Raw genomic sequence first — 26,946 nt, 5'->3', positions numbered from 1 at the left:
TGCGGGGCGCGCCTGCGGTGCGCTCGGAAAAGGGGGAGGGCCCGGGCTCGTGCGCCCGCGGACCCTGCCGCTCAGCCCTCTCCGGCCTCCCGTGCCACCGCCCGGAACCCGATGTCGCGCCGGCAGAAACCCTCCGGCCAGTCGATCCGGGCCACCGCCGCGTAGGCGCGACCTTGAGCGTCCGTGACGCTGTCGCCGAGCGCCGTGACCGCCAGGACCCGGCCGCCATCGGCCAGGAGCTGCCCGCCCTCGGCCCGGGTGCCGGCCTGAAAGACGTGAACCCCGTCGCCTTCGGCCCCATCGACGCCCCGGATCACCGATCCCCGGACCACGGCACCCGGATAGCCCGCCGCCGCCATCACCACGGTGAGGGCGGCCCGCTGGGCGTCGAATTCCAGGCTTACGCCGGAGAGGTCGCCCTCGCAGGCCGAGAGCAGCGCCGGCACGAGGTCGGAGGCGAGGCGCGGCATCAGCACCTGCGCCTCGGGGTCGCCGAAACGGGTGTTGTACTCGATCAGCTTGGGGCCGTCGGCGGTGAGCATCAGGCCGGCATAGAGGATGCCGGTGAACGGGCAGCCCCGCGCCCGCATGCCGGCGAGCGTCGGCGCGATGATCTCGGCCATCACCCGGGCCTCGATCTCCGGAGTGACCACCCGGGCGGGGGAATAGGCGCCCATGCCGCCGGTGTTGGGACCGCGGTCGCCGTCGAAGACCCGCTTGTGGTCCTGGGCGGTGCCGAGGGAGATGGCCCGCGTGCCGTCGCACAGGGCGAAGAAGCTCGCCTCCTCGCCGAACAGGCACTCCTCGACCACCACCTCGGCGCCGGGCTCGGCGAACAGGGCGGTCAGCGCGTCCTCGGCCTGGTCGAGGGTCTCGGCCACGGTGACGCCCTTGCCGGCGGCGAGGCCATCCGCCTTCACGACGATCGGGGCCCCCTGCTGCCGGACATAAGCCAGCGCCGGCTCCAGTTCGGTAAAGCGTGCGAAGGCGGCGGTGGGGATGCCGCAGGCAGCGCACAGGTCCTTGGTGAACCCCTTCGATCCCTCGAGCCGGGCGGCGTCGCGGGTCGGCCCGAAGGCACGGATCCCGGCAGCCTTCAGGTCGTCCACCAGCCCGGCGACCAGGGGAGCTTCCGGCCCGACCACCACGAGGCCGATCGATTCCGCCGTGCAGAAGGCCGCCACCGCCGCGTGGTCCGTGACGGCCAGGTCCGGCCGGTTCGTCCCATGGCGGGCCGTGCCGGGATTGCCGGGCGCCGTGAACAGGCGCGTGCAGAGGGGGCTCTGGGCCAGCCGCCACGCCAGGGCGTGTTCACGGCCGCCGGAGCCGATCAGGAGAATGTTCATGCGCACGCCACCATGGACCGAGCTTGTGGGCGAAGCCTGCCGGTGGGCAAAGGTTTTTTTCGGGCTGTCCCCGCTCTGCGCGGATATCCCGGCCGCTCAGCAGCCGATGCAGACGCCCGTGTTGACGCCCGTGTTGACGCTACCGCGCAGCCCACCCCCGTGGCGACCGAGATGACGGCCTCCATGGATTCCCCTCCGGACTCCCCCCCGGATGCCGCGATAGGGCAGGACGGGTCCGAAGGACTCGAATTGGACGTTGCGCTGGATCGTCTGGTTCAGCGTATTGAAGTCCGAGACCCGCTGCTGGTTGAGCGCCCGGATCTGACCCTGCAGGGCGAACGAGGCGTTGGCGGCGTTCGGGTCGTTCTGCTGCACCTGGGCCTGGGCGGCGCCGGCCGGGAGGGCGAGCGCCAGGGCGAGGAGCGCGCGGGATGCGGGGCGCATGGGTCCCTCGGTGCAACGTATCGCGATGTATCGTGTGGTCTTTCGAACTCGACGCGCCAGGATCGGTCCGGGTTCCGGGCCGCGTCAACCCGGCACGACCGGGGATTTCGTCTCCGGAAGGGTCGCGACCAGCTTGGCATCCAGCCCGGTATGCGCCTGGACCAGAGGATGCGGGGTCAGAGCCAGCCACTGGGTCAGGGAGATATCGGCATAGCGCGGGCTCTTGAAGATCTCCAAGAAGGTCAGTGTCGTGTCGCCGGTATTCTCGATGTAATGGCCCATGGCGAAGGGCACATAGCCCACATCGCCGGCCTGGTAGTCGAAGGTCCGGGCCTTCGATTCCGAGCCGAACACGGTCATCCGGCCCTTGCCCGAGAGGTAGTACTGCCATTCGTCGCCATTCGGGTGCCAGTGCAGCTCGCGCAGGCCCCCGGGCTCGACCTCGACCAGCGCTGCGGCGATCGTCACGGAGGCCGGGAACACCGTGGAATCGGTGATGCGCACGCTGCCGCCCCGGGTGCGGATCGGCTCCTGCGCCAGCATCCGGTGGCTGAACGACTTCGGCACCGGGCCCGAGCCGCCCATCCGGTCGGCCGTGAGCGGGCCGGGCTTCGGCCCGGGGAAGATGTAGAGCTCCTTCTCGGGGATCCGGGCGAAGGCGCTCTCGGGCAGGCCGAAATTCTTCGCGAGCACGTCCTTGGGCGTGTGCGCCAGCCAGTCGGTCAGCAGGAAGGTGGAATCCTCCGAGAAGCCGCCGTCGTCGAACACGAGCAGGAACTCGCAGCCGTCGATCCCGTCGGCGGCGAGCCCTTGGATCGAGTGCGGGATGCCGCCCGGGAAGTACCAGAGATCGCCCGCGCCGACATCGTCCGCGAAGGTGCGGCCGTCTTGGTCGACCGCGGTGATCCGGGCCTTGCCCTTGATCATGTAGGCCCACTCGGCCTCCTTGTGCCAGTGCATCTCGCGGACCGCGCCGGCCTTGAGCCGCATGTTGACCCCCGCCATGGCCTTCGAGACCGGCAGCTCGCGGATCGTGGTCTGGCGCGCCCAGCCTCCCTCCTCCAGTCGCATGTGGCTGTCGCTGAACGACCATTTCAGGTTCGGCATCGTGCCGTGGTCGGTGCCGGGCGGCGCCAGGGTGAACGGCTCCTCGGCCGCCCGGGGCTTATTCTGCGGCCCCAGGATATCGGCGCCCTTGCCCCGGCGCTCGGGGAGGGGCGCGGCCGGCCCGGCGGATTGCGCCGCAGCGGAGGACGCCACCATCGCGCCGCCGACGGCGATGACGGCACGCCTGGAAATCTCGGACATCGCACTCGGTCCCTGCTCTGTCGCAGGGTAACCGGACGCCGGCCGGGAGGATCCGCAACGGGGCACCATCGTGCAGTGCGGCATCTCGCCCGGAGCCTGCGCGCGATCTATATCTTGAATGCACGATCAGACGCGTCCCGATTGGGGGACGAGCGCCCGAGCGGTGCACGGGGCGCGACCCGAGGGCGAGGATGGCGGATCGGGACAGTTCAGCCGCGGGCGAGGCCGGCCGCGCCGCGTCCCACGGCCGCCTGTGGATCGCCCTGCTCGCGCTGGCGGGCGCGGGTCTCCTCGGCTACCGCCACTGGCCGGAACAGTCCCGGGCGGCGAGCTCGGAACCGGCTGCCGCGGCAAAGCCACCGGCTGTGCGGGTCGCCCGGGCCGCCCGGGCCTCCGACACCTTCAGCCTGACCCAGACGGGCACCACCCAAGCCTTCGATACCGCCGGCCTCTATCCACGGGCGACCGGCTACATCGTCGAGCGCAAGGTCGATATCGGCACGCACGTGAAGAAGGGCGACCTGCTGTTCCGGATCAGCGCGCCCGACCTCGACCAGCAGCTGGTCCAGGCGCAGTCGCAGGCGCTTCAGCTCCAGGCGGCGCTGATTCAGGCACGGGCGATGGTCGACCAGGCCGAGGCCAACCGTCACCTCGCCGACGTGACCAACCGGCGGACCGCGACGCTCGCCGGCACCGGGGTCGAGACCCGGCAGAACGCCGACACCTCCCAGGCCGGGGTGCTGGCGCAGACCGCCAATGTCGACGCCGCCAAGGCGGCCGTGAAGGTGGCCGAGGCCAACATCGCCGCGCAGGAGGCGCAGGTCGCCCGGCTCAAGGTCCTGACCGGCTTCGAGGAGATCCGCGCGCCCTTCGACGGGGTGGTGACCACCCGCAACAACGATGTCGGCGACGCGGTGACGGCGGACACGAACACGGGCGCGCCGCTCCTGACCCTGGCGCGGGACGACGTGCTGCGCATGGCGGTGAACGTGCCGCTCTACGCCGCCGACGACGTCCGCGACGGACTCGACGCCAGGGTCGAGGTGGCGCAGATCCCCGGCAGGGTCTTCCCCGGCAAGGTCTCGCGCTCGTCGACGACCCTGCTCTCCACCGCGCGGACGCTGGCGACCCAGGTCGACCTCCCCAATCCGGACGGCACGTTGCGAGCCGGGCTCTACATCACCGTCACTTTGGAGATCCCCCGGTCCTCGCCCGCCGTGACGGTGCCGAACGAGGCCCTGATCTTCGACCAGCACGGGACCCGCGTGGCGATGATCGAGCCGGCCGGGGACGGGACCGGCGTGGTGCGGATGCGCCCGGTCACGATCTTCCGCCAGACGCGCACGCTGCTGGAGTTGCGCGACGGCCTGAACGGCGGCGAGCGCGTCGTCGTGGGGCCGCCGGCCTCATTGCGCGACGGTGACAGGGTCGTCCTGCGTCCGGAGGACAAGGCGGGGGCGTGAACGGCGGCACGCGGTCCAGGGCGATCCGGCCGCCGTAGCCTGCCTCTGCTGCCTGCCGCTGCTGCCTGCCGCTGCTGCCTGCCGCTGCTGCCTGCCGGGCGTCAGGCCCCCCTGCAGGCGGGCCTGTCCAGCCTTGGGACATGTCCAGCCTTGGGACAGCCACAACCGGCATAAGCCGTCGGACAGACGGTGCTCCGCCGCGGGGTCGCCCCCCGGCGCCGTCATGGCCGGCTGGCTCAAGGATCAGGTTGATCGCCGTGGCACTCGGAACCCTCGCATTATCGCTCGCGCTGCTTGGCCTGGCCCTGGCATTCTTCGGGGCGAAGCTGGCCTTCGCGGGGGGATCGTCGTTCTACCTCGCCCTGGGGGTCGGTTTGCTGGCCTCCGGCATCCAGCTGGCCCGGCGCCGCCAGAGCGGCCTCTGGATCTATGCCCTGATTCTGGCGGCGTCCTTCATCTGGACGATCGTCGAGGTCGGGCTCGACAAATGGCAATGGATCCCGCGCGGCGCCCTGATCTTCGCCCTCGGCCTGGTCCTCTGCCTGCCCGTCGTGGTGCATCGCCTGCGGGACGCGCCCGAACGGGCCTGGGCGCCGAGCCTCGGAAACGGCCCGCTCGCCCTCCGGGCCGTCGTCCTGCTCATCGCGGCCGCGAGCACCGCTTCCTGGTTCGTCGATCCGGTCGAGACGCACGGCATCCTGCCGAAGGTCGCGGAGGCGAGGGCCGCCGTCGATCCGAGCGGCGTCCCCTATCCGGCCGACGACTGGGTCGCCTATGGCGGCACCAATCTCGGCCAGCGCTACTCGGCCCTCGAGGACATCACCGTGGGCAATGTCCAGGGCCTCACGGTGGCCTGGGAGCACCATACGGGCGACCTGCGCGGCGACAGCCGGACGGATTCGAAGGAATTCACCTTCGAGGCCACGCCGATCAAGGTGAACGGGCTGCTCTATCTCTGCACGCCCCACAACATCGTGCAGGCCCTGGAACCCGAGACCGGCCGGCTGGTCTGGGCCTTCGACCCGCAGATGGCGCGGGACGGCCAGTACCAGCACCAGACCTGTCGCGGCGTGTCCTACAACGACTCGACCGGCTACGCGCCGCCGGCGGAGGCGGATCCGGCGACGGCGGGCGCCGTCGCGGCGGCGGTCGCCGAATGCCCGCGCCGGATCATCGCCGCCTCGGTCGATGCGCGGCTCTACGCGCTGAATGCCGATACCGGACTCCCGTGCCGGACCTTCGGGGCGGACGGGTTCGTCGATCTGACGGCGCAGATGCCGAACCTCCGGCGTGCCGCCTATCAGCAGACCTCGGCGCCGCTGGTGACCCGGAACCTCGTCGTCCTCGGGAGCGCGATCGCCGACAATTACTACGCGGAGAATCCGTCGGGCGTGATCCGCGCCTTCGACGTGCGCACCGGCGCGATCGTCTGGAAGTTCGACGCCGGCAAGCCCGACGCGACCGAACCGCTGCAGCCCGGTGCGCTCTACGAGCCCAACTCGGCGGTGGCCTGGACGCAGTTTTCGGCCGACGAGGCTCTGGGGCTCGTCTACGTGCCGTTCGGCAACCGGGCGCCCGATCAGGTCGGCGTGTCCCGGTCGAAGGCGGACGAGGCCCTCGTCGACGCCCTGGCGGCTCTCGACCTGGAGACCGGCAGGCTGCGCTGGGCCTTCCGGACCACGTATCACGACCTGTGGGACCGCGATAACCCGTCCCAGCCGGTCCTCCTGACCCTGCCGCAGGGCGACGGGACGGTGCCGGCGATCCTGATCCCCACCAAGGTCGGCAATGTCTGGGTCCTCGACCGCCGCACCGGCGCTCCGATCCGGCCGGTCTCCGAGGTCTCGGTCTCGACCCGGACCGACATCCCGGGAGAGGCGCCGTCTCCGGTCCAGCCGGTCTCGTCGCTCCGCTTCACGCCGGCGCCGCTGAGGGAGGCCGACATGTGGGGCGTCACGCCCTTCGACCAGATCCAGTGCCGGCTCGCCTTCCGGTCGAACCGCTACGACGGCAACCCGTTCACGCCGCCGCAGGCGTCAGGCGGCGCGATCATCTGGCCCGGCAATATCGGGGTGTTCAACTGGGGCTCGGTGGCCGTCGATCCGGTCCATCACTGGATGATCGCGACGCCGCAATACCTGCCCTACCTCTACCGCCTGCTCCCGCGCCCGGCGAACGAGCCCGACCGGCGCCTCATCACCACCGATCCGGATTCCGCCCCGGGCAACGAGAATCTCGGCGGCCCCTACGCGGTGTCCATCGCGCACATGCGCTCGGCCCTCGGCGTCCCGTGCAACGCGCCGCCCTGGGGCGTGCGGGTCGGCGTGAACCTCGCGGACGGCACAACCGCCTGGAGGCACCGCAACGGCACCGTCGCCGGGCAGAAGATCGGCGGGGTCGCGGTCCCGATCCCGTTCGCCATGGGTATGCTGGCCCATGGCGGCACCCTGGCCACGGCCGGCGGCGTCGCGTTCACGGCCGCCACGCTCGACGACCGTATCCGCGGCTACGACATGCAGACCGGGGCGGTCCTGTGGTCCATGACGCTGCCGGCCGGCGGTCAGGCCACGCCGATGACCTATCGCGGCAAGGACGGCCGGCAATACGTGGTGATCGCGGCGGGCGGGCACGGCTCGCTCGGCACCACGCCGGGCGATTCGGTCATCGCCTTCCGGCTCCCGTGAGCCGGCGCCCGCGGCGCGAGCCCGGGGATCGCCGGCCTCGCGCCGGAACGGATGGCGCCGGAGGGCCCGGCTCTCCGACCGGGCAGGGGGCGTTCTAGCCCGCGAGCCGCGCCCGCGCGTCGATGCGGGCGAGGCGGGCCAGCAGGTACTCGACCTCGGCCTTCGCCTGCGCGGTGAGCGCCTGCGACGGCTTGCGCTGGGCGTCAGATGAAAAAATTCCCCGGCGCATGAACACGTATTTCCGCACCGCGAGCCCCAGCGGGCCCTGCTGCTGCTCGTAGCGCAGATAGGGGAGGTGGGCGTCGAACAGGTCGTGGGCGGCGTCGCGCTCGCCGGCCCGGCCGAGGCGGACCACGTCGACCAGCATCTCCGGGAAGGCGTAGCCGGTATTGGCCCCGTCGGCGCCGCGCTCGGTCTCGAAATCGAGGAACAGGCCGCCATTCCCCACGAGGATGGAGATGTGGCGCATGGAGCCGTCGCGCTCGAAGCCGCGCAGCGCCGAGATCTTCTCCAGGCCGGGCCAGTCCTCGTGCTTGAGCATCACGCAGGAGGGGTTCTCCGACACGATCCGGCGGATCACCCCCGGGGTCATCTGGACCGAGAAGGTGAGGGGGTAATCCTGCAGCACGAAGGGCACGTCCGGCCCGATCGCCTCGGCGGCGGTGCGGTAATAGCCGACCACCTGGTCGTCGGTGCGCAGCGTGTTGGGCGGCGCGATCATCACGCCGGCGGCGCCCAGCCCCATCACCTCCCGGGCGAGGGCCCGCATGGCCGCGAAGCCCGGCGCCGTGACGCCGACGATGACCGGCAGCCGGGTGCGCCCGAGGACGCGCTTGGCCACCGCGAGGCCCTCCGCGTGGTCGAGCTTGCCGGCCTCACCGAGCTGGCCGAGGATCGTCAGGCCGTCGACGGCCGCAGCCCCGAAGAAATCGGTCATCCGGTCGAGGGAGACCTCGTCGATCCGGCCATCCGGATGGAACGGCGTCGGGGCGATCGGCACGACGCCGCGAATGTCGCTGGTGAGAGGCATACCGGTCTCCGTGCTGCTGCGGCGACCGCCGGCCGCCGGTGGGTATGCCCATACTCAAAAATCCCGGGCGCTGCGACGCACCCGGGACGGGATCGGCCTTCGGTCAGGCCGTTCGGTCAGCCCAGCAGCTTGTCCAGGGTGATCGGCATCTCGCGCACCCGAACGCCGGTGGCGTGCCAGACCGCGTTGGCGATGGCCCCCACCGTGCCGGTGATGCCGATCTCGCCGACGCCCTTCACGCCGAGCGCGTTCACCACCGCGTCGTCCTCGTGGACCAGGATCGCCTCCATGGCGGGCACGTCGGCGTTCACCGGCACGTGGTACTCGGCGAGGTTGTCGTTGAGGAAGCGGCCGGTCCGCGGATCCATCTCGGCCCGCTCGTGCAGGGCGAAGGACAGGCCCCAGATCATCCCGCCGTAATACTGGCTCTGGACGAGGCGCGGGTTGATCACCCGGCCCGCCGCGAAGGCGCCGGTGAGGCGGCTCACCCGGATCTGGCCGAGATCGGGATCGACCTTCACCTCGGCGAAGACCGCGCCGTGGGCGTGCATGGCGTAGGACGCCTGCGCGGCCGGATCGGCCCCGGCCTTGCCCTGGCCCTCGATGCTGGCGCGGCCGGCCCGCTTGAGGATGTCCGTGACGGACTCGCCCCGGCCCGGATCGTCGCGCCGGGTGAGCCGCCCGTCCGCCGCGGTGACGCCGGCATTGCCGGCGCCGTAGAGCGGGGAGGCGGGGTCGTTGGTGGCCAGCTCCGCGAGCTGCCGGATCACGTCGGCGGCGGCCGCGTGGATCGCGCCGCCGGCGGTGGCGGTGTGGCCGGAGCCACCCGCGATCCCGGCATTCGGCAGGTCCGAGGAGCCCATCCTGAAGGTGAGGGCGTCCATCCCAATCCCGAGCCCGTCGGCGGCGATCTGGGCGAGCGCCGTCCAGGATCCCTGGCCCATGTCGATCGCCCCGAGCTCCACCGTGCCGGTGCCGTCGGCGCGGATCTCGGCCCGGGCCATCCCCTCGAAGATCAGCGCCGGGAAGGTGGCGGTGCCCATGCCGGTGCCGACCAGGAACCCGTCCCTGTCGCGGGTCTGGCGGGGCTGGAGCGGCCGCCCGGCCCAGCCGAAGGCCTCGGCGCCCCGCCGGTAGCAGTCCCGCAGGGCCTTCGAGGAGAACGGCTTGCCGGTGATCGGCTCGACCTCGGCGTAGTTGGCGAGCCGGAACTCCAGCGGGTCCATGCCGAGCGCGAAGGCCATCTCGTCCAGCGCGCTCTCCAGGGCGACGCTGCCGGTGGCCTCGCCGGGGGCGCGCATGAACAGCGGCGTGCCGGTGTCGAGGCGCACCGCCTCGTGCCGGATGGCGATGGCGGGGCTCGCGTAGAGGGTGCTGGTCGCCCGGCCCGCCGGCTCGAAGAAATCGTCGAAGCTCGACGAGGCGGTGCGGATGTGGTGGTCCAGCGCCGTGAGCTTGCCGGCGGCGTCGGCGCCGAGCCGGATCGTCTGCCGGGTCGGCCCGCGATGGCCCATGGGACCGTACATCTGGGTCCGGGTCGGCACGAGCTTCACCGGCCGGCCCACGAGCTTGGCCGCCATGCAGGCGAGCACCTGCGGCCCGGCCGGCACGCCCTTCGAGCCGAAACCGCCGCCGAGATAGGGGCTGTCGATGTGGATGTCCTCGGGGCGGATGCCGAACAGGCCGGCGAGCCGGGCCTGCGACATGGCGAGCGCCTGGGTCGGCATCAGGAGCGTCAGCCGGTCCCCGTCCCAGCTGGCCACCGCCGCGTGGGGCTCCATGGCATTGTGGTACTGGGCCGGCGTCTCGTAGGTGGCGGCGATCGTCTTCGACGCGGCCGCGAGCCCGGCCTCGACGTCGCCGTCGGTCTCCACCGGCGGCGCGCCGACGCCGACCGAATCCGGCGTGAAGGCCTCGCCGGAATCGAGCCCGATCCGCGGGGTCTCGGCCGCGTAGGTCGGGGCGAGCAGCCGGGCCCCTTCGGTGGCCGCCTCCAGGGTCTCGGCGATCACCACGGCGATGGGCTGGTTGGCGTAGCGGACCCGGTCGTTCTGCAGGAGGTCGAGGCGGAAGGTGAACGGCCCGTCCTTGGCATCCGGATCCTTGGCGAGCGCCGGGGCGTGCCCCGGCCGCATCACCGCCACGACGCCGGGATGGGCCTCGGCGGCGGCCACATCGAGGCCGGTGACGCGACCGCGGGCGATCCGGGCGACGCAGAGCGCCGCGTGGAGGGTCCCGGGGGGCAGGTTGTCGGCGGAGAAGCGGGCCTGGCCCGTCACCTTGAGGGGGCCGTCGCGCCGGGTCAGCGGCTGGCCGATGCTGGAGCCGTGCCGGATCGCGCCTGCGGGGCGGTTCGAGGCGGGCGTGGAGGTCGCGGTCATGCGGGTCTCCTCAGACGATGCCGAACGGGGAGGCGGGGAGCGCCGGGATCCGGGCGGGCGTCCCGGCGGCGGCCTGGGTCAGCGCGCGGATCGCCACCCGGCGGGCGAGCTCGATCTTGAAGGCGTTGGCCTCGCCGGTGGGCTTGGCGCCGGCCAGCGCCGCGGCGGCGGCCTTCGCGAAGGCCTCGGGGGAGGGTGCCTGTCCGGAGAGCGCCGCCTCGGCCTCCGCCACCCGCCAGGGCTTCAGCGCCAGCCCGCCCAGGGCGAGCCGGGCCTGCCCGATCCGGCCGCCGGCCTCCAGGGTGAGGGCGGCCGCCGCCGAGACCACCGCGAAGGCGTAGGATGTGCGGTCGCGGACCTTGAGATAGCGGGCATGGCCCCGGAACGACGCCGCCTCGGGGGGCAGGCGCAGGCCGGTGATCAACTCGCCCGGCTGCAGCTCCGTCTCCCGCTCCGGATGGTCGCCGGGGAGGTGGTGGAACGCGGTGAGCGGTACCTCCCGGGCGCCGTCCGGCCCGGCGATCTCCACCACCGCGTCGAGGGCGGCGAGCGGCACGCAGAAATCGGACGGGTGGGTGGCGATGCAGTGATCGCTCCAGCCCTGGACCGCGTGGATGCGGGTGGCGTGCCCCAGGGCCGCGCAGCCGGAGCCGGGCGCGCGCTTGTTGCAGGGCGAGACCGCGTCGGTGAAGAAGGGGCAGCGGGTGCGCTGCATCAGGTTGCCGCCGACCGTGGCGGCGTTGCGCAATTGCGCCGAGGCGCCGGCCAGCAGGGCCTCGGCCACCATCGGGTAGGTTTTTTCGAACATCGCGTCGTGGGCGAGGTCGCTGTTGCGCACCAGCGTGCCGATTCGGGTGGCGCCGTCCGGCAGCCGCTCGATCGACGACAGGCCGGGGAGCCGGGTGATGTCGACGACCCGCTCCGGGGTGGCGACGCCGCCCTTCATCAGGTCGACGAGGTTGGTGCCGGCGGCGAGGAAGGCGGTACCCGGAACCTGCCCGGCCGCCACGGCCTCCGGCACGCTCGCCGGGCGGATGTAGTCGAAGGTCCTCACGCCGCGTCCTCCCGGTGCTCCGCTTGGCCGGCCGCGTCCTTTACGGCCTCCAGGATGCCCGCGTAGGCGCCGCAGCGGCAGAGATTGCCGCTCATGCCCTCGCGGATGCGCTCCGGATCGGTACCGGCGTGGCCCTCGCGGATCAGGCCGACCGCGCTCATGATCTGGCCGGGGGTGCAGAAGCCGCACTGGAAGCCGTCATGGGCGATGAAGGCCGCCTGGACGGGCTGCAGCCGGTCGCCCTCGGCGAGCCCCTCGATGGTCAGCACCTCGGCCCCGTCGAGGCTCGCGGCGAGGGTCAGGCAGCTGTTGATGCGCCGCCCGTCCACCAGCACCGTGCAGGCGCCGCACTGGCCGCGGTCGCAGCCCTTCTTGGCGCCCGTCAGGCCGAGGCGCTCGCGCAGGAGATCGAGGAGGGTGACGCGCGGATCGTCGAGGGCGATCTCGCGCGGCTGTCCGTTCAGGGTGAGCCTGAGGGGAATGGTCATGCGGCGGTCCCGGCTTCGAAGGCTGGAACCGTTACAGATAGCCGCCGCCCCGCTCCCGGCGAGACCTTAAGCAGAAAGCGATGTGCGCAAGATCACGGCACGCACAGGTTGGGCGCTTATGCAGACTTGACCTTAACCTCCGAGACGGATTTCAGCACCGTCTTGCCCTTGGCGGTCTTGATCTCCAGGGCCGGCTCCGCCTTCGAGGCCTCGCGCTTGACCGTGTTGCCCTTGATGGTCTTCTTGACATCCTGGGTGTGGACCTTGGTCACCTCGCCCGAGACGGTGCCCTGGCCCCACTTGTAGGTGACATCGTCCCCGGTCTTCACCTTCGCCTTGGCGGTCATGTGCGTCTCCATCGTGGATGCGGGGAAAGGCGCCCCGGGGCAGGGGCGTTCCCGGGTTTCCACGGCCGGAATGCCGCAGGCGGATCGACCCGTTCCCGGCTCACCGGCCGACCTCCCGGCGCAGGGCCGCGACCATCGTCTCGACCGCCGCCTGCGCGGTCTCGCCGAGGTCGATGTCGGTCTCGCCGGCGGTGACGAGGCCGCGCCCCTCCAACTCCTTGACCCCCTCCGGATCGGCCTCGTGGCCGGCGCCGTCCCGGCGGACCACCGCGGTGACCTTTTCGCCGCTGACGAGGCGGTGATAGGCCGCGAAGGCGAAGATCGAGAGGGCCTTGTCGGAGAGTCCGTTCACGTCGTCGGCCATGCCTGGCGCCTCCTGCGCTCCGCGCGTCGTATCCGATGGGCGAACGCCGGACGGGGCCGGGGGCTCCGGACCCCGGCCGGGGTGCGACGACGGGTGCGCCCGTCCGAGCGGCGACGCTTCGCGCCGGGCCCGCCTTCCTGCTAGTCTCACAGCTCCCATGACAGCGCATACCGACCAGACCGAAGTGGAACCCAGCCCCGAGGCGGCCCGCCCCCCCGCGCCCCCCGATCTCGACTATCGCCTGCGCCAGCAGGCGATCCTGTCCGAGTTCGGCGTCGAGGCTTTGCGCGGCACCGATGTCGACCACCTGCTGCAGCGGGCTGCGGAGCTGTGCGCGCAGGGCATGGGCGCCGAGTTCTGCAAGGCCCTGGAGTACCAGCGCGGCGCCGACACCCTGCTGGTCCGGGCCGGTGTCGGCTGGGGGCCCGACGTGATCGGGCAGGCCCGGATCGGGGCGGACCTCGCCTCCCCGGCGGGCTTCGCCCTCAAGACCGGGCGGCCGGTGATCTCGAACCACCTCGCCGACGAGACCCGGTTCCGGACGCCGCAGCTCATGGCCGATCACGGCATCCGCCGGGCGATCAACGTGCTGATCGAGAACCGGGACGGCGCCTTCGGGGTGCTGGAGGTGGACGACACCCGGGAGGGCATGTTCGAGGAGGCCGACATCGCCTTCATGCAGGGCTTCGCCAACCTGCTCGGCGGCGCCATCGAGCGCCAGCGCACCGAGAGCCTGCTGCGGGCCGCCCTCGCCCGGCAGGACCTGCTCGCCCGCGAGATGAGCCACCGGGTCAAGAACAGCCTCGCCATCGTGGCGAGCCTGCTCGCCCTCCAGGCCCGGGCCGCCGAAGACCCGGCCGTGCAGATGGCCCTCGCGGATGCGCGCAGCCGCGTCGAGGCGATCGCGAGCGTCCACGACCAGCTCTGGCGGCAAGGTGACAAGGACGGCGACAAGGCGGCGGGCGAAGGGGAGGGGGTCCCGGGCGAACTCGACCTCGCGCCCTTCCTGGAGAAGCTGGTGGCCAACCTCGCCAGCGGCGTGCCGGGCCAGCGGCTCGCCTGCACGGCCTGCCCGCAGCGGATCTCGGCCGACCGGGCGATTCCCATCGGCCTCTTGGTCAACGAACTCGTCACCAACGCGCTCAAATACGCCTATCCGCCCGAGACGCACCCGGGAGGCGGCGAGATCCGGATCCGCGCCGAGCGCCAGCCCGGGAGCCTCGTGGTCGAGGTCGCCGATGACGGGATCGGGCTGCCGGCGGAATTCGAGATCGGACGCAACTCGAAGAGCCTCGGCATGCGGGTGGTCGGCAGCCTCACGCGCCAGCTCGGCGGCAGCCTGACGATCCCGGCCCGGGGGAAGGGCGCCTGCTTCCGCCTGGAGGTGCCGCTGGACGGCTGAGCGCAGCGCCCGGCCGGGGCGGGGACGGGAGAAGGGCCCTGCCCCGTCGCGACCGGGGGCGACGGGCTCGGCGAGACAGAGCGCGAGATTGAGCGCGAGACAGAGCGGATGCAGTGACCGGGATCAGGATGACGGGGGCGCCCCTCGCCGAACGGCTCCACGCCTTTCGGAGCCTCGGGGACAATTGCGAGTTCGGCTTCGTGCAGCGCTACGGGGGGGTCGAGCCCTCCGGCCTGCTGCGCTTCTCCTACACGCCGATGGCGGACCTGATCCGCGGCCTGCGCTGCGGCTTCGCGGATTTCGGCGTGCCGGGCGACCTGCGGCTCTCCGTGAGCGCGGGCGGCACCTACTATTGTCACAGCCTGGCCTACAACATCTGGGCGAATACCGGACATCCGGCCGGCTCGATCGCGCCGGAGGTGCTGCTGGAGCGGGAATACGGCCGGCTGGCCCATCTCAAGCGCAAGATGCTGGACGACCTCGCCGACGGCTCGAAGATCCTGGTGCGCAAGGTCGGCCGCGACGAGCCTGAGGCCGACTTCGCCCGCTTGGCCGAGGCGGTCTGGGCGCATGGGCCCTCGACGCTGCTGCGCGTGACCGAGGCCGGGCCGGACTGGGCTCCCGAGCCGGCCCGGCGCGTCGCCGACCGCCTGATCGCGGGACGGGTCCGCCGCTTCGCGCCGGCGGAGCAGGCCTGGGAGGTCGACCTCGAACCCTGGATGCACCTCGTGGACAGCACCTACGCGCTGGAGCGCGGCGCGGCGCCGAGCCGCCTCGACGCCGCCGCCTTCCCGGAGGCGCTGCCGCTGCCGGGCCGCCTGCGCCGGCATGTCGGCCGGCACCGGGCAAGGGCGCTCAGCGCCTACACCCGGGCGGTGGATCCCGCCGGCTTTCGCGCCGATGCGGTCCACGTGTTCTCGAGCTGGGTGTGGATTCCGGAGGAGTTTGCCGGGGACCGCATCTTCGCGGCGGCCGGCTATGCGCGGCTGGGCTGGCGCGACGCCGACCTGTCGCGGCGGCGGTGCTGGCAGCGCGTCTGGGCCGCGGGTCGGCTGCGGCCCGACGCGACGCGGGAGCCCGTCGGGCTCGGGATGATCGGCACGTGGCGGGACGGATTCTGGTCCGCCGGGGCGCGCTTCGCCGAGGGGCCGATCCCCGGGGATGAGCCCGCGCCGGACCTGCGGATGCCGCCGTTCCGGTTTCCGGGCCAGGATCTCCTCGGACGGCTGCGGCCGCGGTTCCGATAGACCGCCGGGCCCACCGGATCCGGGCTCAGCTTTCGCTTCCCAGAGCGCGGAGGAGTGTGCCGAGGTGGCGTCGTCGGTCCAGCCTCCGGCCCGATGCGCGTGGCCGCCGGGGCGGAGGCCGAGCCCTGGATGCGGGCGGCGTGACGGACCTTGAAGGAGGGCGGGGATCGGAGACGATCGGGCCGCCCGCGCAGGGAGCCGGTCCCGGGATACCGGTTCGATTCCGGCCGATCCGATACGGCTGCACCATTGCCCGGGCGCGCCCCGCCCGTAAATCGCGCTCCCTCGCACAGAACGGGAGATTCCGGATGCGCAGCAGATCGATGATGACCCTGGGCGGCAGCGTCCTCGCCCTCGCCCTCGCCGGCCCGGCCTGCGCCGACGACACCCCGACCACGGCGGGTGCGGTCGATCGGCTCAAGGGCCTGACCAACGAGGCGATCGGAAGCGCGAAGCGCGGGGTCGGCAACCTGACGGAGGACGAGGCCCTCAAGGCGGAGGGCCGTGCGCAGAAGCTCCGTGGACAGGCCGAGCAGGGGCGGGGCAGGGCCAAGGACGTCCGCGAGAACGCCCTCGACCAATAGGGATGCGGCGGGCCCCGGCCGCGCCGGGCGGCCGGGGCCCGCTCCCGTCGGGGCAGAAGCGGGAGGAGCCTACGGGCAGGGATGGCGCAGGCCGTCATAGCCCAGGTAGGTCCCGGAGGCCGGGTCGTAGGAGGCGTAGCGGGCGGCGCAGGACGCCGAGCCGCGCACGACGACCGGGGCGGCGTAGACGGGTGCGGGCGCCCCGTAGACGGCCACGGGCCGCGCCGCGGCGTTGGCCGCCGCCGAGCCGATCACCGCGCCGGCGGTGAAGCCGAGCAGGCCGGCCCCCACGGCCGCCCCCACGCCGGGACCGCGGCGGTCGCCGTAACCCCAGCGGCCGTACCCGCCGCGGTGCCAGCCTCCCCAACCGGCATGGTGCCAGCCGCCACGGAACTGAGCGTACGCGGTGGGAAGGGCGCCGGCCCGGAGGGCCTCAACCGCCTGTCCGGATGCGGCCTGAACGGGGGCAGCGAGACCCGCCAGCACGGCCAGAGTGGCGACGCCGGTCACGATCCTCATCGGTTCTCTCCATTCTCCAGAGGGGTGGAAATGCCCGCATCAGGCATTCACGAAGCCCAGTAACAATGGATCCGCAGGACCGTTCCAGTCGTGAGAAAGATCATTTTTGTCGCACCGGACGGGTCTAAAACAATCCGATACGAACAAGAGCGACGCGGGCGCGGCGTCGGGCCTCCCTCATCGCTGCCGTTGGCGTTCGGTGCGGGGATCCGCATCAGCCTCGTCTTTCGGTACGGCGCAGCTGACCATCGCCCGGGGGCGCGAATACAGGATCCGGTATCGGGCTGCTTGGACCAGCGCACCTCGGGCGATCCCGTCGACGGCCTGGCACCGCATGGCACCGCACGGCACCGCGGGCGCCCGCGGCGATGCGGCGGACAATCGTGCCGCGGGGAGGGGGCCCGAACAGCCCTCCCCGGGTGATCGCCCGGCCCGTCCCGCTGGCCGGTGCGCGGCCTCGGTGCGGCTCTGAAGTCGGACCGGTCAGGCGTCAGGGCGGTCGGCAGACGCACGGAACGCAGGGGCCGGTGCGCGGACGGTGACAGAAACCGGCGCCCGCCGCGGGCACCATTGCCCAAATGTTTTTCAAATGTACATTTTTTGTTCCACGGCCCGCCTGAGACCGGCCCTCGCTCTGGTGATATCCAGAGTTCGCATAAGATATATTATGGAACATAAGCGTCATCCTCGCTCGGGCGAGGGGGCTTGGCTCGGCTTCCGACCCGGTTTGGCGCTCAGGTTCGGCGTGTCGAGCGGACCGGTTCGTAACCGGGATCCTGTCCGGCTCTGTGGCCGGCGCCGGCGGCGCGACCGGGACCGGTGCCGGGACGGCCCGCCGGGCGAGGGCCGTTCGAGCGCCCTCCCCGGTCCCGCCCCTCGGACGGCCTCAGGACCCGTCGGGGCCGTTGCGGCGCGCCGATGGCGGCGAAGCGATCATCCGGAGACGGCGTCAGCCGGCGGGACCGGGCGTCCGGCGCTCGCCCAGGATCCGGCCTTCGCGGGTGCGACACTCGATCTGCTCCGATACGCGGCCCGGTCGGACACGGACGGCGGCCGGCCGCGCCAGGCTCCCGGCGCCCTCCAGGAAGCCCGCGGCGGTCATCGGCGCGTCGCGCCCGCCGCCGAGACCCCGCCACCAGGACACCGCCTTCTCCCGCTCGTAGCCGCTGCGCTCCGGCCGCAGGCGCACGCGCCAGCCGGCCTCGGCGGCGCCGTCCCGCCAGCCGAGCACGAGGTCGAGTCCGTCCGGCGCGGCTTCCAGGTTCAGGGTCGTGACCGGATGCCAGGCGGCCCCGGACCCGCCGGTCTCCGGCGCGGGGGCAGGGCCGGCCGGTTCGGGATCCGGCAATCCGGGATCCGCCGAGAGGATCGCCAGCTCGTCATCGGCCGCGGCCTCGTGCGGGGCCTCGGCGTCCGCGTCCGCCTCCGGCTCGGTCCAGCAGGCCTCGCAGGTGGAGGCGTTCAGCGCGATCAGGGCGCCGCAGCCGGGGCAGGGCTTGGCGCGCGGGGCCCCTGCCCCGCTCAGGCCCTGGGTGGCGCTCCGGACCGTCACGGCGTCCACGGGACCGTGCATCCGCACCAGCCCGGCATAATCGAGGATCAGCGCGTCGGCCTTGCCGGGGGCGCAGCGCAGCGCCCGGCCAACCTGCTGCACGTAGAGCCCGGTGCTGCGGGTCGGGCGCAGCAGCGCCACCAGATCGACCTCGGGGACGTTGAAGCCGGTGCCGAGCACGCCCACCGAGGTCAGGCAGCGGATCTGTCCGGCCCGGAACGCCGCCACGATCCGGTCGCGCTCCCGGCGCGGGGTCTCGCCCGAGACGCTCTCGCAGGCATACCCTTCCGCCCGCACGGCGTCGCGGACGGCGTCCGCATGGGCGAGGCCGGCGCAGAAGGCGAGCCAGGCCCGGCGGGAACCTCCGTATTCCGCGAGTTCGGCGACCGCCGCGCGGGTGATCCAGTCGCGGTTGACCGCCGCCTCCAGCTCGCCCGGGATGTAGTCGCCTCCCCGCCGGCCGACGCCGGAGACGTCGAGCTGGGTCAGCGTCGCCTTGGAGACGAGGGGCGCCAGGAAGCCGCGCCGGATCAGCGTGAACGTGTCGGCCTCGTAGGCGATGCCGGAGAACAGCCGGTGCTCGCCCGCGTCGAGGCGGCCCGAATCGAGCCGGTAGGGGGTCGCGGTGAAGCCCGCCACCCGCAGCCCGGGGGTCAGCGCCCGCAGGCCCGCCAGGAACCGGCCGTAGCGGGTGTCGGCGGCGCGGGGGATCAGGTGGGCCTCGTCGACGATCACGAGGTCGCGGGGCCCCACCGCGTCGAGCCGGTCGGCCACCGACTGGATGCCGCAGACCAGCACCTGCGCGTCGGCCTCCCGCCGCCCGAGCCCGGCGGAGAAGATCCCGGCCGGCGCCTCCGGCCAGGCGCGGCTCAGTTCCGAGAAATTCTGGGCGACGAGTTCGCGGCTGTGGGTGACGATCGCCACCCGGGCGAGGGGGTCTTGCTCCAGGGTCTCCCGGGCGAGGGCCGCGATGACCAGCGCCTTGCCGGCCCCGGTGGGCAGCACGATCAGGTGGCCGGGCGCCGCATCGTCCGCCCCTCCCCGCGCCCAGGCGGCCGAGAGCGCGTCGAGGCTGGCGCGCTGATAGTCCCGCAGGCGCAGCATGGCGGCGGTCTAAGCGGGTTTGCCGGTCCTGTCCGTGGCGGCGCGGTCACGGCGCAGCAGGTAGATGTCCATGATCCAGCCGTGGCGGTCCCGGGCCTCCGCCCGGACCCGGCGGATCGCGTCGCCCGTATCGCCCAGCCGGCCGGAGAGCAGGATCTCGTCCGGGCCGCCGAGATAGGCGCCCCAGTAGATCGTCAGGTCCGGGTCGAGATGGCCGAAGGCCGGGTCGCCGTCGAGCATCACCACGACGCTCTCGGCGTCCGCCGGCCAGCCCGCCGCGAGGCGGCGGCCCGTGGTGATCAGCACCGACCCGCCGATGCCGTTCAGCGGCACGCCGTGACGGGCGGCGAGCACCTGCACGCTCGTCAGGCCGGGGATCACCGTCCGGGTGACGGCGACGCGCCCGCGGTCGGCGATGCGGTCGAGGATGCGGAGCACGCTGTCGTAGAGGGCCGGGTCCCCCCAGGCCAGGATCGCCCCCACCTCCCCCGGCCGGAGATGCGCGGCGAAGGCCGCCTCCAAGCGCTCGGCCCGGGCCGCGTGCCAGGCCGCGACGGTGCCGCCGTAATCGGCCGGGCGGCGCTCCCGGGGCGGGTCCTCCACGGTGACGACCCGATGGGGCTTGGCGATATGGGCCGCGCAGATCCGGCGGCGGATCTCGACGAGGTCGGCGGTCTCGGCGCGCTTGTCGAGGACGAACACCGCGTCGACGTCGGCGAGCGCCCGCACCGCCTGGAGGGTCAGGTGCTCGGGGTCGCCCGTGCCGATGCCGATGACCCGGATCTGCCTGTCCTGCATGCCGTCCGTCCTCCGCCGGGGCGGGGGAGGGCCGGCGCCGGCCTCCCCTACAAGCGCGCGTCGGCTTTGGCGAGGATCGCCCGGGCGATGGTCAGGTCCTGCAGGGCGATGCCGGAGGAGTCGAACACGGTGATCGCCTCCGGATCGGTCCGGCCCCCCTCCCCGGTCCGGAGCACGTCGCCGAGGGCCCGCAGGCCGGCGGAAGCCCCCGCGGAGGCGTGCTGGAACTCCCCGATGGTGCGCGACTGCTCCGGCAGGTCGCAGAACAGCTGCGCCCGCTCCAGCAGGGCCGGGGGCAGTTCCTGCTTGCCCTTCGCGTCCGCCCCCATGGCGGCGACATGCGTGCCGGGGCGGACCCAGTCGGCCTCGAACAGCGGCGCGCGGGCCGGCGTCGCCGTGACGATCACGTCGGCGGCCGCGCAGGCCTCCCGGGGCGCGGCCGCCCGCACGGCGATCCCCGAGGCCCCCTGCCCCGCCAGGCGCTCGGCGAAGCCCGCGACCTTGGCGGCGTCCCGGGCGACCACCAGCACCGTCCGGATCGGCAGGATCCGGGCGAGCGCCGCGCACTCGAACTCCGCCTGGTTCCCCGCCCCGAAAACGGCGAGCACCGCCGAATCCGGCCGGGCGAGGACGCTGGCCGCCACCGCGTCGGCGGCGGCGGTCCGGTAGGCATTGACGCGGCCCGCCTCGATCACCGTGTCGACCCGGCCGACAGCCTGGTCGAACAGAAGGATCACCGAATTGTGCCGCGGCAGGCCCCGGTCCGGATTGCCCGGCCAGAACGAGCCGACCTTCAGGCCGGCATAGTCGGCCGTCGAGCCCGACTTGATCGAGAACCGGTTGGTCGGCTCCGAGCCGTGCCCGAGCACCGCCGGGAACAGGGTGGTGCCCGGGGCGACCGCGGCGATCAGCACCTCCCGGGCCGCCTCGAACGCCATGGCGTGGTCGACCAGGGCCGCGGAGTCCTCTTCCGAGATGAAGCGCATGGATTCGAAGACCTCCAGAGTCCGGGTTTCAAAAGGGCGTGCCCTTTCGCGGGTGCAGGGCGGCGCCCTGCGGTCGGGGACGCCCGAGCGTCGGGGCGCCGCCCCGACACCCCGCCGAAGGGCTTCAGCCCTTCGGAATCCCCTACAGGGTCATGCCGCGGGCGGTGACCGGCCAGACGGCCTCGACCCGGCCGTTCCGCACGCCCACGTACCAGTCGTAGACGTTGACCGTCGGGTCGCAATGGCCGGGGATCAGCTTCAGGCGCTCGTTGAGCTTGAGCACGTTGCCGGGATCGCTGATCACCCCGTGCTCGTCCGAGCACTTGATGTACGCCACGTCGTCGCGGCCGAACACCACCGGCAGGCCGCTGTCGATGCTCTGCGCCTTCAGGCCGGCATCGCAGATGGCCACATCCGCCTTCGCCTTGCTCATGATCGCCGTGACGATGAACAGGCTGTTCTCGAATTCCGCGATCGGCCGCCCCTCCGCGTCCTTCACCCGCTGGTAGTCCGCGTCCATGAAGACGTAAGAGCCGCATTGCAGCTCGTTGTAGACGCCGCTGCCGCCCTCCAGGGCGAAGCTGCCGGTGCCGGCGCCCGCGACGATGTCACAGGCCAAGCCCTCGGCCTTCAGGAGGTCGACGGTGCGCTGCGTCGCGTCGATCGCCGTCTGGATCAGGGCCTTGCGCTCGCCGAAGTCGCGCACGTGCTGGGCCTTGCCCTGGTAGGCCTGCAGGCCCGCGAAGCGCAGGCCCGGCGCCGCCGCGATCTTTTTGGCGATCGCCACCGCGGCCTCGCCCGGGGCGACGCCGCAGCGGCCGGCGCCGACATCGATCTCCACCAGGGCCTCGAGGGTGACGCCGTACCGGACCGCCGCCGCCGAGAGGTCGTCGACATTGCCGGGGTCGTCGACGCAGACCAGCACCCGCGCCCGGGTGGCCAGAGCCGCGAGGCGCTCGATCTTCTTCGGCGCCACCACCTGGTTGGAGACCAGCACGTCGCGGATGCCGGCGCTCACCAGCGCCTCGGCCTCGCTGACCTTCTGGCAGCAGACGCCGCAGGCCCCGCCCCGCTCGATCTGTACAGTCGCGATGTCGGAGGATTTGTGCGTCTTGGCGTGGGCCCGGTGGCGCAGGCCGTGCTCCTTCATGAAGCGGCCGAGCGTGTCGACGTTGCGCTCGAAGGCGTCGAGATCGACCATCAGGCAGGGGGTGTCGATCTCCTCGACCGGCATGCCGACGCAGGCGGGAATGTTGTTGCGCATGGTCCGTCTCCTCCGGATCGGGGTGTCTTGATCGGGATGTCTTGGTCAGCAGGCCTGGGTCACGGGGCGAGGCCCAGAAGCTCGGCGATGCGCGGCGTCGCCTTGATGCCCGTGCCGGTGAGCACCACCACGGAGGTCTCCCCGGGCCGGATCGCGCCGCTTGCGGTGAGGTCGGAGAGCGCCGCCGCCGCCATGGCGCAGGTCGGCTCGACGTAGAGGCCGGTGCGGGCGAGCTCCATCAGGGCCGCCTCGATGGCCGCCTCGGAGACCGCCACGGTGCCGCCGCCGGACCGGCGGAGCGCCGCCAAGACCTCGCGGCCGCGCACCGGCTGGGCGATCGAGGCGCCCTCGGCCAGCGTCGGGCGCGGGGTCACCGGCACGAAATCGTCGGCGCCCGCCGCGAACCCGGCATGGAGCGGCGCGCAATGGGCCGGCTGGACCGCGTAGAGCCGCGGCAGGCGGGCGATCTCCCCCCGGCGCAGCAGCTCCGAGAAGCCGATGTCGCAGCCGAGGATGTTGCTGCCCGCGCCGCAGGGGATGATGACGGCGTCGGGCGCGGAGAAGCCCAGATCCTCCCACAGCTCGTAGGCCAGCGTCTTGGTGCCCTGGAGGAAATGGGCCTGCCAGTTGTGGCTGGCGTAGAAGATCTTCTCCGCCTGCCGCACGGCGGCGTCGGCGGTGTCCTGGCGGGTGCCGGGCACCAGCTCGACCGCGGCGCCGGCGGCGCGCATCTGCACGGTCTTGGCCGGCGAGGTCGAGGCCGGGACCAGGATCTTGGCCCGCATCCCGGCGGCGGCCGCGTAGGTCGCCACCGCGGCGCCGCCGTTGCCGGAGGAATCCTCCAGCACCGCGGCGATCCCCTGCTGGCGCAGGATCGACAGCATCACGGACGCGCCCCGGTCCTTGAAGCTGCCCGAGGGCGCGAACCATTCGAGCTTGAAATGGGCGTGGCCGCCCCGCCAGGGCCGGTGCACCAGCGGGGTGCAGCCCTCCCCGAGGGAGACCGGGTCGGAGACCGCCACCGGCAGGGCGGCGGCGTAGCGCCAGAGGGAGCGCTTGGCCGTGTCGATCTCCCCGCGTCCGATCCCCGGCAGGTCCGTGATCATCAGCGGACCGCCCGTCTCCGAGCGCCAGCGGGGCGTCTCGATCGGGTAGGTCGCGCCGGTGGCGGGGTCGAGATAGGCGGCAGATGGAGGCATCGCGGCTCGGTTTCCGGGGCGGTTCGGGAAGATAATACAAAATAATCTTGGTCGGCGCGCCTCCCTTCTCGCGGAGACGACGCCGGGCCGAGGCGGGCGGGGCCCGCCTCGTCAGGGCTCCGCCCCGACAACCCGCCAAAGGGCTTCAAGCCCTTTGGAAACCCGGGCCTCTCAGGCCGCGAGCGGCAGGATCGTCCGCTCCGGGGCGTGCTCGGCGGCGATCGCCCCGGCGACGATCTCGGCGGTGGCCCCCGAGAGGGTCCAGCCGAGATGGCCGTGGCCGGTGTTGTAGAAGACCCCGGGCCGGCGGCCGCGACCGACCTTGGGCAGCATGTTCGGCAGCATCGGGCGCAGGCCGCTCCAGGCCACCACCCGGTCGGTGTCGACCAGCGGGAACTGCTCGCGGGTCCAGTCGACCAGCGGCTGGATCCGGTCGTGGCGGATGTCGCGGTTGAAGCCGTTGAACTCGGCGGTGCCGGCGACCCGCAGGCGCTCGTCGCCGAGCCGGCTCGTCACGATCTTGGCCGCCTCGTCGAGGATGCTCACCTCGGGGGCCGCCTTCTGGGCCTCCGGAGTCAGCAGGTTCACGGTGATCGAGTAGCCCTTGACCGGGTAGACGTTGACCCGGTCGCCGAGCATCGCGGCGAAATGCCGGCTGGCGCAGCCCGCACAGATCACCACCGCGTCGGCCTGCAGGACCTGCGTGTCCCCGGCAGGATGGCCCGCAGCGCGCCAGCCGATGTCATAGCCCCCCTCCCCCGGCGCGATCGTCTCGACGCTGGCGTCCTGGACGAAGCGGACGCCCCTGCGGGCGCAGGCGGAGGCGAGCCCCCGGGTGAACTTGTGGATGTCGCCGGTGGCGTCGGAGGGCGTGAAGAAGCCCCCGTGATAGGTCCCGGCCAGCGTCGGCTCGATCGCCCGGATCTCCTCCGGAGTCACGGCGTAGCGCTCGAGGCCGCCCTCCCGCAGCAGGGCGTTGACTCCGGTCGCCTTCTCGAAGCTCGCCCGGTCCCGGTAGAAATGCAGGATGCCGCGGGTCTTCAGGTCGAAGTCGATCCCCTCGGCCTCGGCCATGGCGAACAGCGCCTCCCGGGCCTTCAGGGCCAGCCGCACGGTCTCCACGGTGTTCTCGCGGTAATGGGCGATCTCGCGGACGAACGCGGCCATCCAGGACAGCTTGTGCCAGGAAGGCTTGGGATTCATCAGCAGCGGCGCGTCCCGGCGCATCATCCAGCGCAGGCCCTGCATCACGGTGGAGAGCTTGTTCCAGACCTCGGCGTTGCAGGCCGAGAGCTGGCCGCCATTGGCGAAGGAGGTCTCCATGGCGGCGTAGCGCTGCCGGTCGAGGACGGTGACGCGGTAGCCGCGCTGGGCGAGCGCATAGGCGGTCGTCACGCCGGTGATGCCGGCGCCGATCACGGCGATGTGGGTCATGGGCTTGGACTCCGGGACGTGGACGCGTGGAGGCCGCCTCAAGCGGTCGGCCGGTTGCGCGCCCCATCTGTCCCGGTGCCTGAGAGCTTGATCCGTCCCGCCCTGGCGCGGCGAAGTACGGACGTCCCCTTCGGCGGGTGCCCACGGGTTCCCCCGCTGCACCTCTCTCCAGATCGCCCTGACGACACGGTTCCGGTGCCTGAGAGTTTCCGGGGCGGTTGCTCCGTCGGCGCCGGGTCCCCTCTGCTGGGAAGATCCCGGTCTCTCCCGCATCGTCACGATGGGCTGTCCCTGGATACGCCGATCGGCCGCAGGGGAGAAGCCCGCCCGTCCCGCCGGCGGCCGATTTCACCGACAGCCGCTGCGCGTTGTCACCGCCACCCACGCTCTCCGCCGGAGCGATCCCGGCCGCCGCCGGTTGACGCTGGATTCTCCGGGAGACACCCCGATGCTGACCAGGACCGCGATCTACGAGGGCAGGGTGCGCGACGCCCGGGAAGAGGAATTCTTCCGCCGGGTCCGGGACGAGCTGGAGCCGTTCTGGCGGCGATTCCCGGGCGTCACCGCCGTGCGGATCCAGCGCGTGGTCTCGAAGGACGCCGACGCGCGGCCGATCGCCATGATCCTGGAGATGGACTTCCCCGATCAGGCGGCGCTGGATGCCTGCCTCGCCTCTCCGATCCGCCCGGAATCGCACGCCGCCACCGAGGCGGTGATGGAGATGTTCGACGGCCGCTTCTACCATCTGGTCAGCACCGGGCGCACCATGTCGCTGGTGGATTAGGACCCGGCCTCGGAAGGTCAATCTCCGCTCGAACGCAACGGCAAGTTTACCGCATATAAACCTATACTGACATATTATAATAGCCTGAAGATAAAATATCAGGCCTGAACATCAGTTGATCCAGCACTCTTTAAGGGTCTCGGCGCAGGTTCCGCCCGAGCGACACCCTTCTTGTTCAGGCGGACGGCGCGATGGCGAAATGGATTCCTGGCGCGGCCGTCTTCGGCCTCCTGTGCCTGATGATCATCCCGGCTCCCGGGATCTGGGGCGTCCTGATCGGGGCTGCCTGCGTGCTGGCCATCGTCGGCAGCCTGTGCATGCTCGCCCTCGATCGGGTGGCGAGCGCCATCCTCGTCTGGCGCTCGCGGATGCGGGCGCGACGCCCGAGCCCGAGCCGGAGCCGGAGCCGGGTGGTCCATGCCGGCTCCAGGATGACCCGGAAGGTCTGAGCCTCCGGCGGGGCGCCGGGGGCTGGATTCCCCGCGGCATCGGTGCAAGGTCCCGGCGCCGCGACCACGGCGCCTAAGACCAACCGGGACGGTCCGATGAAGCTCCTCTACTCCCCCGCCTCGCCCTATGCCCGCAAGGTGCTGGTCCTCGCCCACGAGACGGGACTGATCGACCGGATCGCCGTCACCGTCGCCGGGGCCTCGCCGACCGGGCCCTCCGCGGAGGTCGCCGCCCACAATCCGCTGGGCAAGATTCCCGCCCTGGTCCTGGAGGACGGCACCGCCCTCTACGACAGCCGGGTGATCTGCGAGTATCTCGACGGCCTCTCGTCCGGGCCGCGCCTGTTCCCCGAAGGCGCCGCCCGCTGGGACGCGCTGACCCGGCAGGCGCTGGCCGACGGGCTGCTCGATGCCGCGCTGCTCGCCCGCTACGAGCGCGTGCTCCGCCCCGAGCCCCAGCGCTGGGACGCCTGGGAGGCCGGCCAGATCGGCAAGATCCGCGCGGCGCTGGACCGGTTCGAGAGCCTGGTCGGCGGGATGCCGGCACTGGATATCGGCACGGTCGCGATGGCCTGCGGGCTCGGCTACCTGGACCTGCGCTTTCCCGATCTCGCGTGGCGGGAGGGCCGTCCGGCGGTCGCGGCCTGGTACGCGCAGTTCGAGCGCCGGCCCTCCATGGCGGCCACCGTGCCGAAGGGCTGAGCTCCCGCTGCGC

Annotated in this window: 24 protein-coding genes and 2 riboswitches; of the genes, 8 read left to right on the top strand and 16 right to left on the bottom strand. The window is 72.4% G+C overall.

The features are described 5' to 3' along the window. Nucleotides 1–71 precede the first annotated feature (71 nt). From purD to A3862_RS23650, 3 genes are all read right to left on the bottom strand, one after another. Entirely contained in the window at nucleotides 72–1,346 is a 1,275-nt protein-coding gene (gene purD / locus A3862_RS23660; protein WP_043385979.1) for a phosphoribosylamine--glycine ligase, read from the bottom strand. A 96-nt stretch (nucleotides 1,347–1,442) separates the two neighbouring features. Further along, entirely contained in the window at nucleotides 1,443–1,790 is a 348-nt protein-coding gene (locus A3862_RS23655; protein ID WP_043756681.1) for a hypothetical protein, read from the bottom strand. 84 nt (nucleotides 1,791–1,874) lie between these two features. After that, nucleotides 1,875–3,098 (bottom strand): oxalate decarboxylase family bicupin, encoded by a 1,224-nt coding sequence (locus tag A3862_RS23650; RefSeq protein WP_043756682.1) that lies wholly within the window; start codon nucleotides 3,096–3,098, stop codon nucleotides 1,875–1,877. A 191-nt stretch (nucleotides 3,099–3,289) separates the two neighbouring features. Here A3862_RS23650 and A3862_RS23645 point away from each other — a divergent pair, with 191 nt between their 5' ends. Together A3862_RS23645 and A3862_RS23640 are read left to right on the top strand one after the other, a co-directional pair. Next, nucleotides 3,290–4,561 (top strand): efflux RND transporter periplasmic adaptor subunit, encoded by a 1,272-nt coding sequence (locus A3862_RS23645; protein WP_043756683.1) that lies wholly within the window; start codon nucleotides 3,290–3,292, stop codon nucleotides 4,559–4,561. A 257-nt stretch (nucleotides 4,562–4,818) separates the two neighbouring features. Further along, a complete protein-coding gene (locus A3862_RS23640) occupies nucleotides 4,819–7,245 on the top strand; it encodes a membrane-bound PQQ-dependent dehydrogenase, glucose/quinate/shikimate family (RefSeq protein WP_043761080.1) in 2,427 nt (808 codons plus the stop codon). Nucleotides 7,246–7,339: 94 nt separating this feature from the next. Here A3862_RS23640 and A3862_RS23635 read toward each other — a convergent pair whose 3' ends face one another. The 6 genes from A3862_RS23635 to A3862_RS23610 form a co-directional block, all read right to left on the bottom strand. After that, complete coding sequence (locus tag A3862_RS23635) at nucleotides 7,340–8,275, bottom strand: dihydrodipicolinate synthase family protein (RefSeq protein ID WP_043345416.1); 936 nt, start codon at nucleotides 8,273–8,275, stop codon at nucleotides 7,340–7,342. A gap of 116 nt (nucleotides 8,276–8,391) precedes the next feature. Beyond that, the gene (locus tag A3862_RS23630; protein ID WP_051044588.1) at nucleotides 8,392–10,656 is read right to left on the bottom strand and encodes a xanthine dehydrogenase family protein molybdopterin-binding subunit; all 2,265 of its coding nucleotides are present in this window, start codon (nucleotides 10,654–10,656) and stop codon (nucleotides 8,392–8,394) included. Nucleotides 10,657–10,666: 10 nt separating this feature from the next. Then, the gene (locus A3862_RS23625) at nucleotides 10,667–11,710 is read right to left on the bottom strand and encodes an FAD binding domain-containing protein (RefSeq protein ID WP_043756687.1); all 1,044 of its coding nucleotides are present in this window, start codon (nucleotides 11,708–11,710) and stop codon (nucleotides 10,667–10,669) included. Then, nucleotides 11,707–12,198: a (2Fe-2S)-binding protein gene (locus A3862_RS23620; RefSeq protein WP_111474030.1), complete on the bottom strand. Its 492-nt coding sequence runs from the start codon at nucleotides 12,196–12,198 to the stop codon at nucleotides 11,707–11,709. Before A3862_RS23620 ends, A3862_RS23625 begins: the two co-directional genes overlap by 4 nt. 116 nt (nucleotides 12,199–12,314) lie before the next feature. Next, complete coding sequence (locus A3862_RS23615) at nucleotides 12,315–12,545, bottom strand: DUF2945 domain-containing protein (protein ID WP_043385962.1); 231 nt, start codon at nucleotides 12,543–12,545, stop codon at nucleotides 12,315–12,317. Between the two features lie 100 nt (nucleotides 12,546–12,645). Next, nucleotides 12,646–12,909 (bottom strand): hypothetical protein, encoded by a 264-nt coding sequence (locus tag A3862_RS23610; protein ID WP_043756689.1) that lies wholly within the window; start codon nucleotides 12,907–12,909, stop codon nucleotides 12,646–12,648. Nucleotides 12,910–13,066: 157 nt separating this feature from the next. Between A3862_RS23610 and A3862_RS23605 the strand changes: the two genes are divergently transcribed. The 3 genes from A3862_RS23605 (at nucleotide 13,067) to A3862_RS23595 (ending at nucleotide 16,142) form a co-directional block, all read left to right on the top strand. Further along, nucleotides 13,067–14,311: a sensor histidine kinase gene (locus tag A3862_RS23605; protein WP_043345408.1), complete on the top strand. Its 1,245-nt coding sequence runs from the start codon at nucleotides 13,067–13,069 to the stop codon at nucleotides 14,309–14,311. 128 nt (nucleotides 14,312–14,439) lie between these two features. Beyond that, on the top strand, nucleotides 14,440–15,558 hold the full coding sequence (locus tag A3862_RS23600; RefSeq protein ID WP_083683397.1) for a hypothetical protein: 1,119 nt from the start codon (nucleotides 14,440–14,442) through the stop codon (nucleotides 15,556–15,558). Nucleotides 15,559–15,866: 308 nt separating this feature from the next. Further along, nucleotides 15,867–16,142 (top strand): CsbD family protein, encoded by a 276-nt coding sequence (locus tag A3862_RS23595; protein ID WP_236961471.1) that lies wholly within the window; start codon nucleotides 15,867–15,869, stop codon nucleotides 16,140–16,142. A 69-nt stretch (nucleotides 16,143–16,211) separates the two neighbouring features. Here the strand turns inward: A3862_RS23595 and A3862_RS23590 are convergent, their stop codons facing one another. The 7 genes from A3862_RS23590 to A3862_RS23560 form a co-directional block, all read right to left on the bottom strand. Further along, a complete protein-coding gene (locus A3862_RS23590; RefSeq protein WP_075380026.1) occupies nucleotides 16,212–16,661 on the bottom strand; it encodes a BA14K family protein in 450 nt (149 codons plus the stop codon). Between the two features lie 949 nt (nucleotides 16,662–17,610). Beyond that, nucleotides 17,611–19,317, bottom strand: a complete 1,707-nt coding sequence (locus A3862_RS23585; protein ID WP_043756697.1) for a DEAD/DEAH box helicase — start codon at nucleotides 19,315–19,317, stop codon at nucleotides 17,611–17,613. A gap of 9 nt (nucleotides 19,318–19,326) precedes the next feature. Continuing rightward, complete coding sequence (cobF, locus tag A3862_RS23580; RefSeq protein ID WP_043345401.1) at nucleotides 19,327–20,115, bottom strand: precorrin-6A synthase (deacetylating); 789 nt, start codon at nucleotides 20,113–20,115, stop codon at nucleotides 19,327–19,329. A 47-nt stretch (nucleotides 20,116–20,162) separates the two neighbouring features. Then, nucleotides 20,163–21,101 (bottom strand): ornithine cyclodeaminase family protein, encoded by a 939-nt coding sequence (locus A3862_RS23575; RefSeq protein WP_111474029.1) that lies wholly within the window; start codon nucleotides 21,099–21,101, stop codon nucleotides 20,163–20,165. Nucleotides 21,102–21,243: 142 nt separating this feature from the next. Next, entirely contained in the window at nucleotides 21,244–22,365 is a 1,122-nt protein-coding gene (locus A3862_RS23570; RefSeq protein ID WP_043756703.1) for a DSD1 family PLP-dependent enzyme, read from the bottom strand. Between the two features lie 59 nt (nucleotides 22,366–22,424). Beyond that, a complete protein-coding gene (locus tag A3862_RS23565; RefSeq protein WP_111474028.1) occupies nucleotides 22,425–23,564 on the bottom strand; it encodes a threonine synthase in 1,140 nt (379 codons plus the stop codon). Between the two features lie 171 nt (nucleotides 23,565–23,735). After that, complete coding sequence (locus A3862_RS23560) at nucleotides 23,736–24,998, bottom strand: D-amino acid dehydrogenase (protein WP_043385940.1); 1,263 nt, start codon at nucleotides 24,996–24,998, stop codon at nucleotides 23,736–23,738. A 65-nt stretch (nucleotides 24,999–25,063) separates the two neighbouring features. Then, nucleotides 25,064–25,172: riboswitch (glycine riboswitch) on the bottom strand. Between the two features lie 3 nt (nucleotides 25,173–25,175). After that, nucleotides 25,176–25,278: riboswitch (glycine riboswitch) on the bottom strand. A gap of 168 nt (nucleotides 25,279–25,446) precedes the next feature. Here A3862_RS23560 and A3862_RS23555 point away from each other — a divergent pair. From A3862_RS23555 to A3862_RS23545, 3 genes are all read left to right on the top strand, one after another. After that, nucleotides 25,447–25,782, top strand: coding sequence for a hypothetical protein (locus A3862_RS23555; RefSeq protein WP_043345389.1), 336 nt, complete (start codon nucleotides 25,447–25,449; stop codon nucleotides 25,780–25,782). A gap of 191 nt (nucleotides 25,783–25,973) precedes the next feature. After that, nucleotides 25,974–26,231, top strand: a complete 258-nt coding sequence (locus A3862_RS23550; RefSeq protein WP_043345387.1) for a hypothetical protein — start codon at nucleotides 25,974–25,976, stop codon at nucleotides 26,229–26,231. A 96-nt stretch (nucleotides 26,232–26,327) separates the two neighbouring features. After that, complete coding sequence (locus A3862_RS23545) at nucleotides 26,328–26,933, top strand: glutathione S-transferase (protein ID WP_043345385.1); 606 nt, start codon at nucleotides 26,328–26,330, stop codon at nucleotides 26,931–26,933. Nucleotides 26,934–26,946 lie beyond the last annotated feature (13 nt).

Origin of the sequence: Methylobacterium sp. XJLW (assembly GCF_003254375.1) — a bacterium.
In the GTDB taxonomy this organism is placed as follows: Bacteria; Pseudomonadota; Alphaproteobacteria; order Rhizobiales; family Beijerinckiaceae; genus Methylobacterium; species Methylobacterium fujisawaense.
Note: the sequence above shows the minus strand (reverse complement) of the source record. Positions and strands in the feature narration are given on the sequence as shown.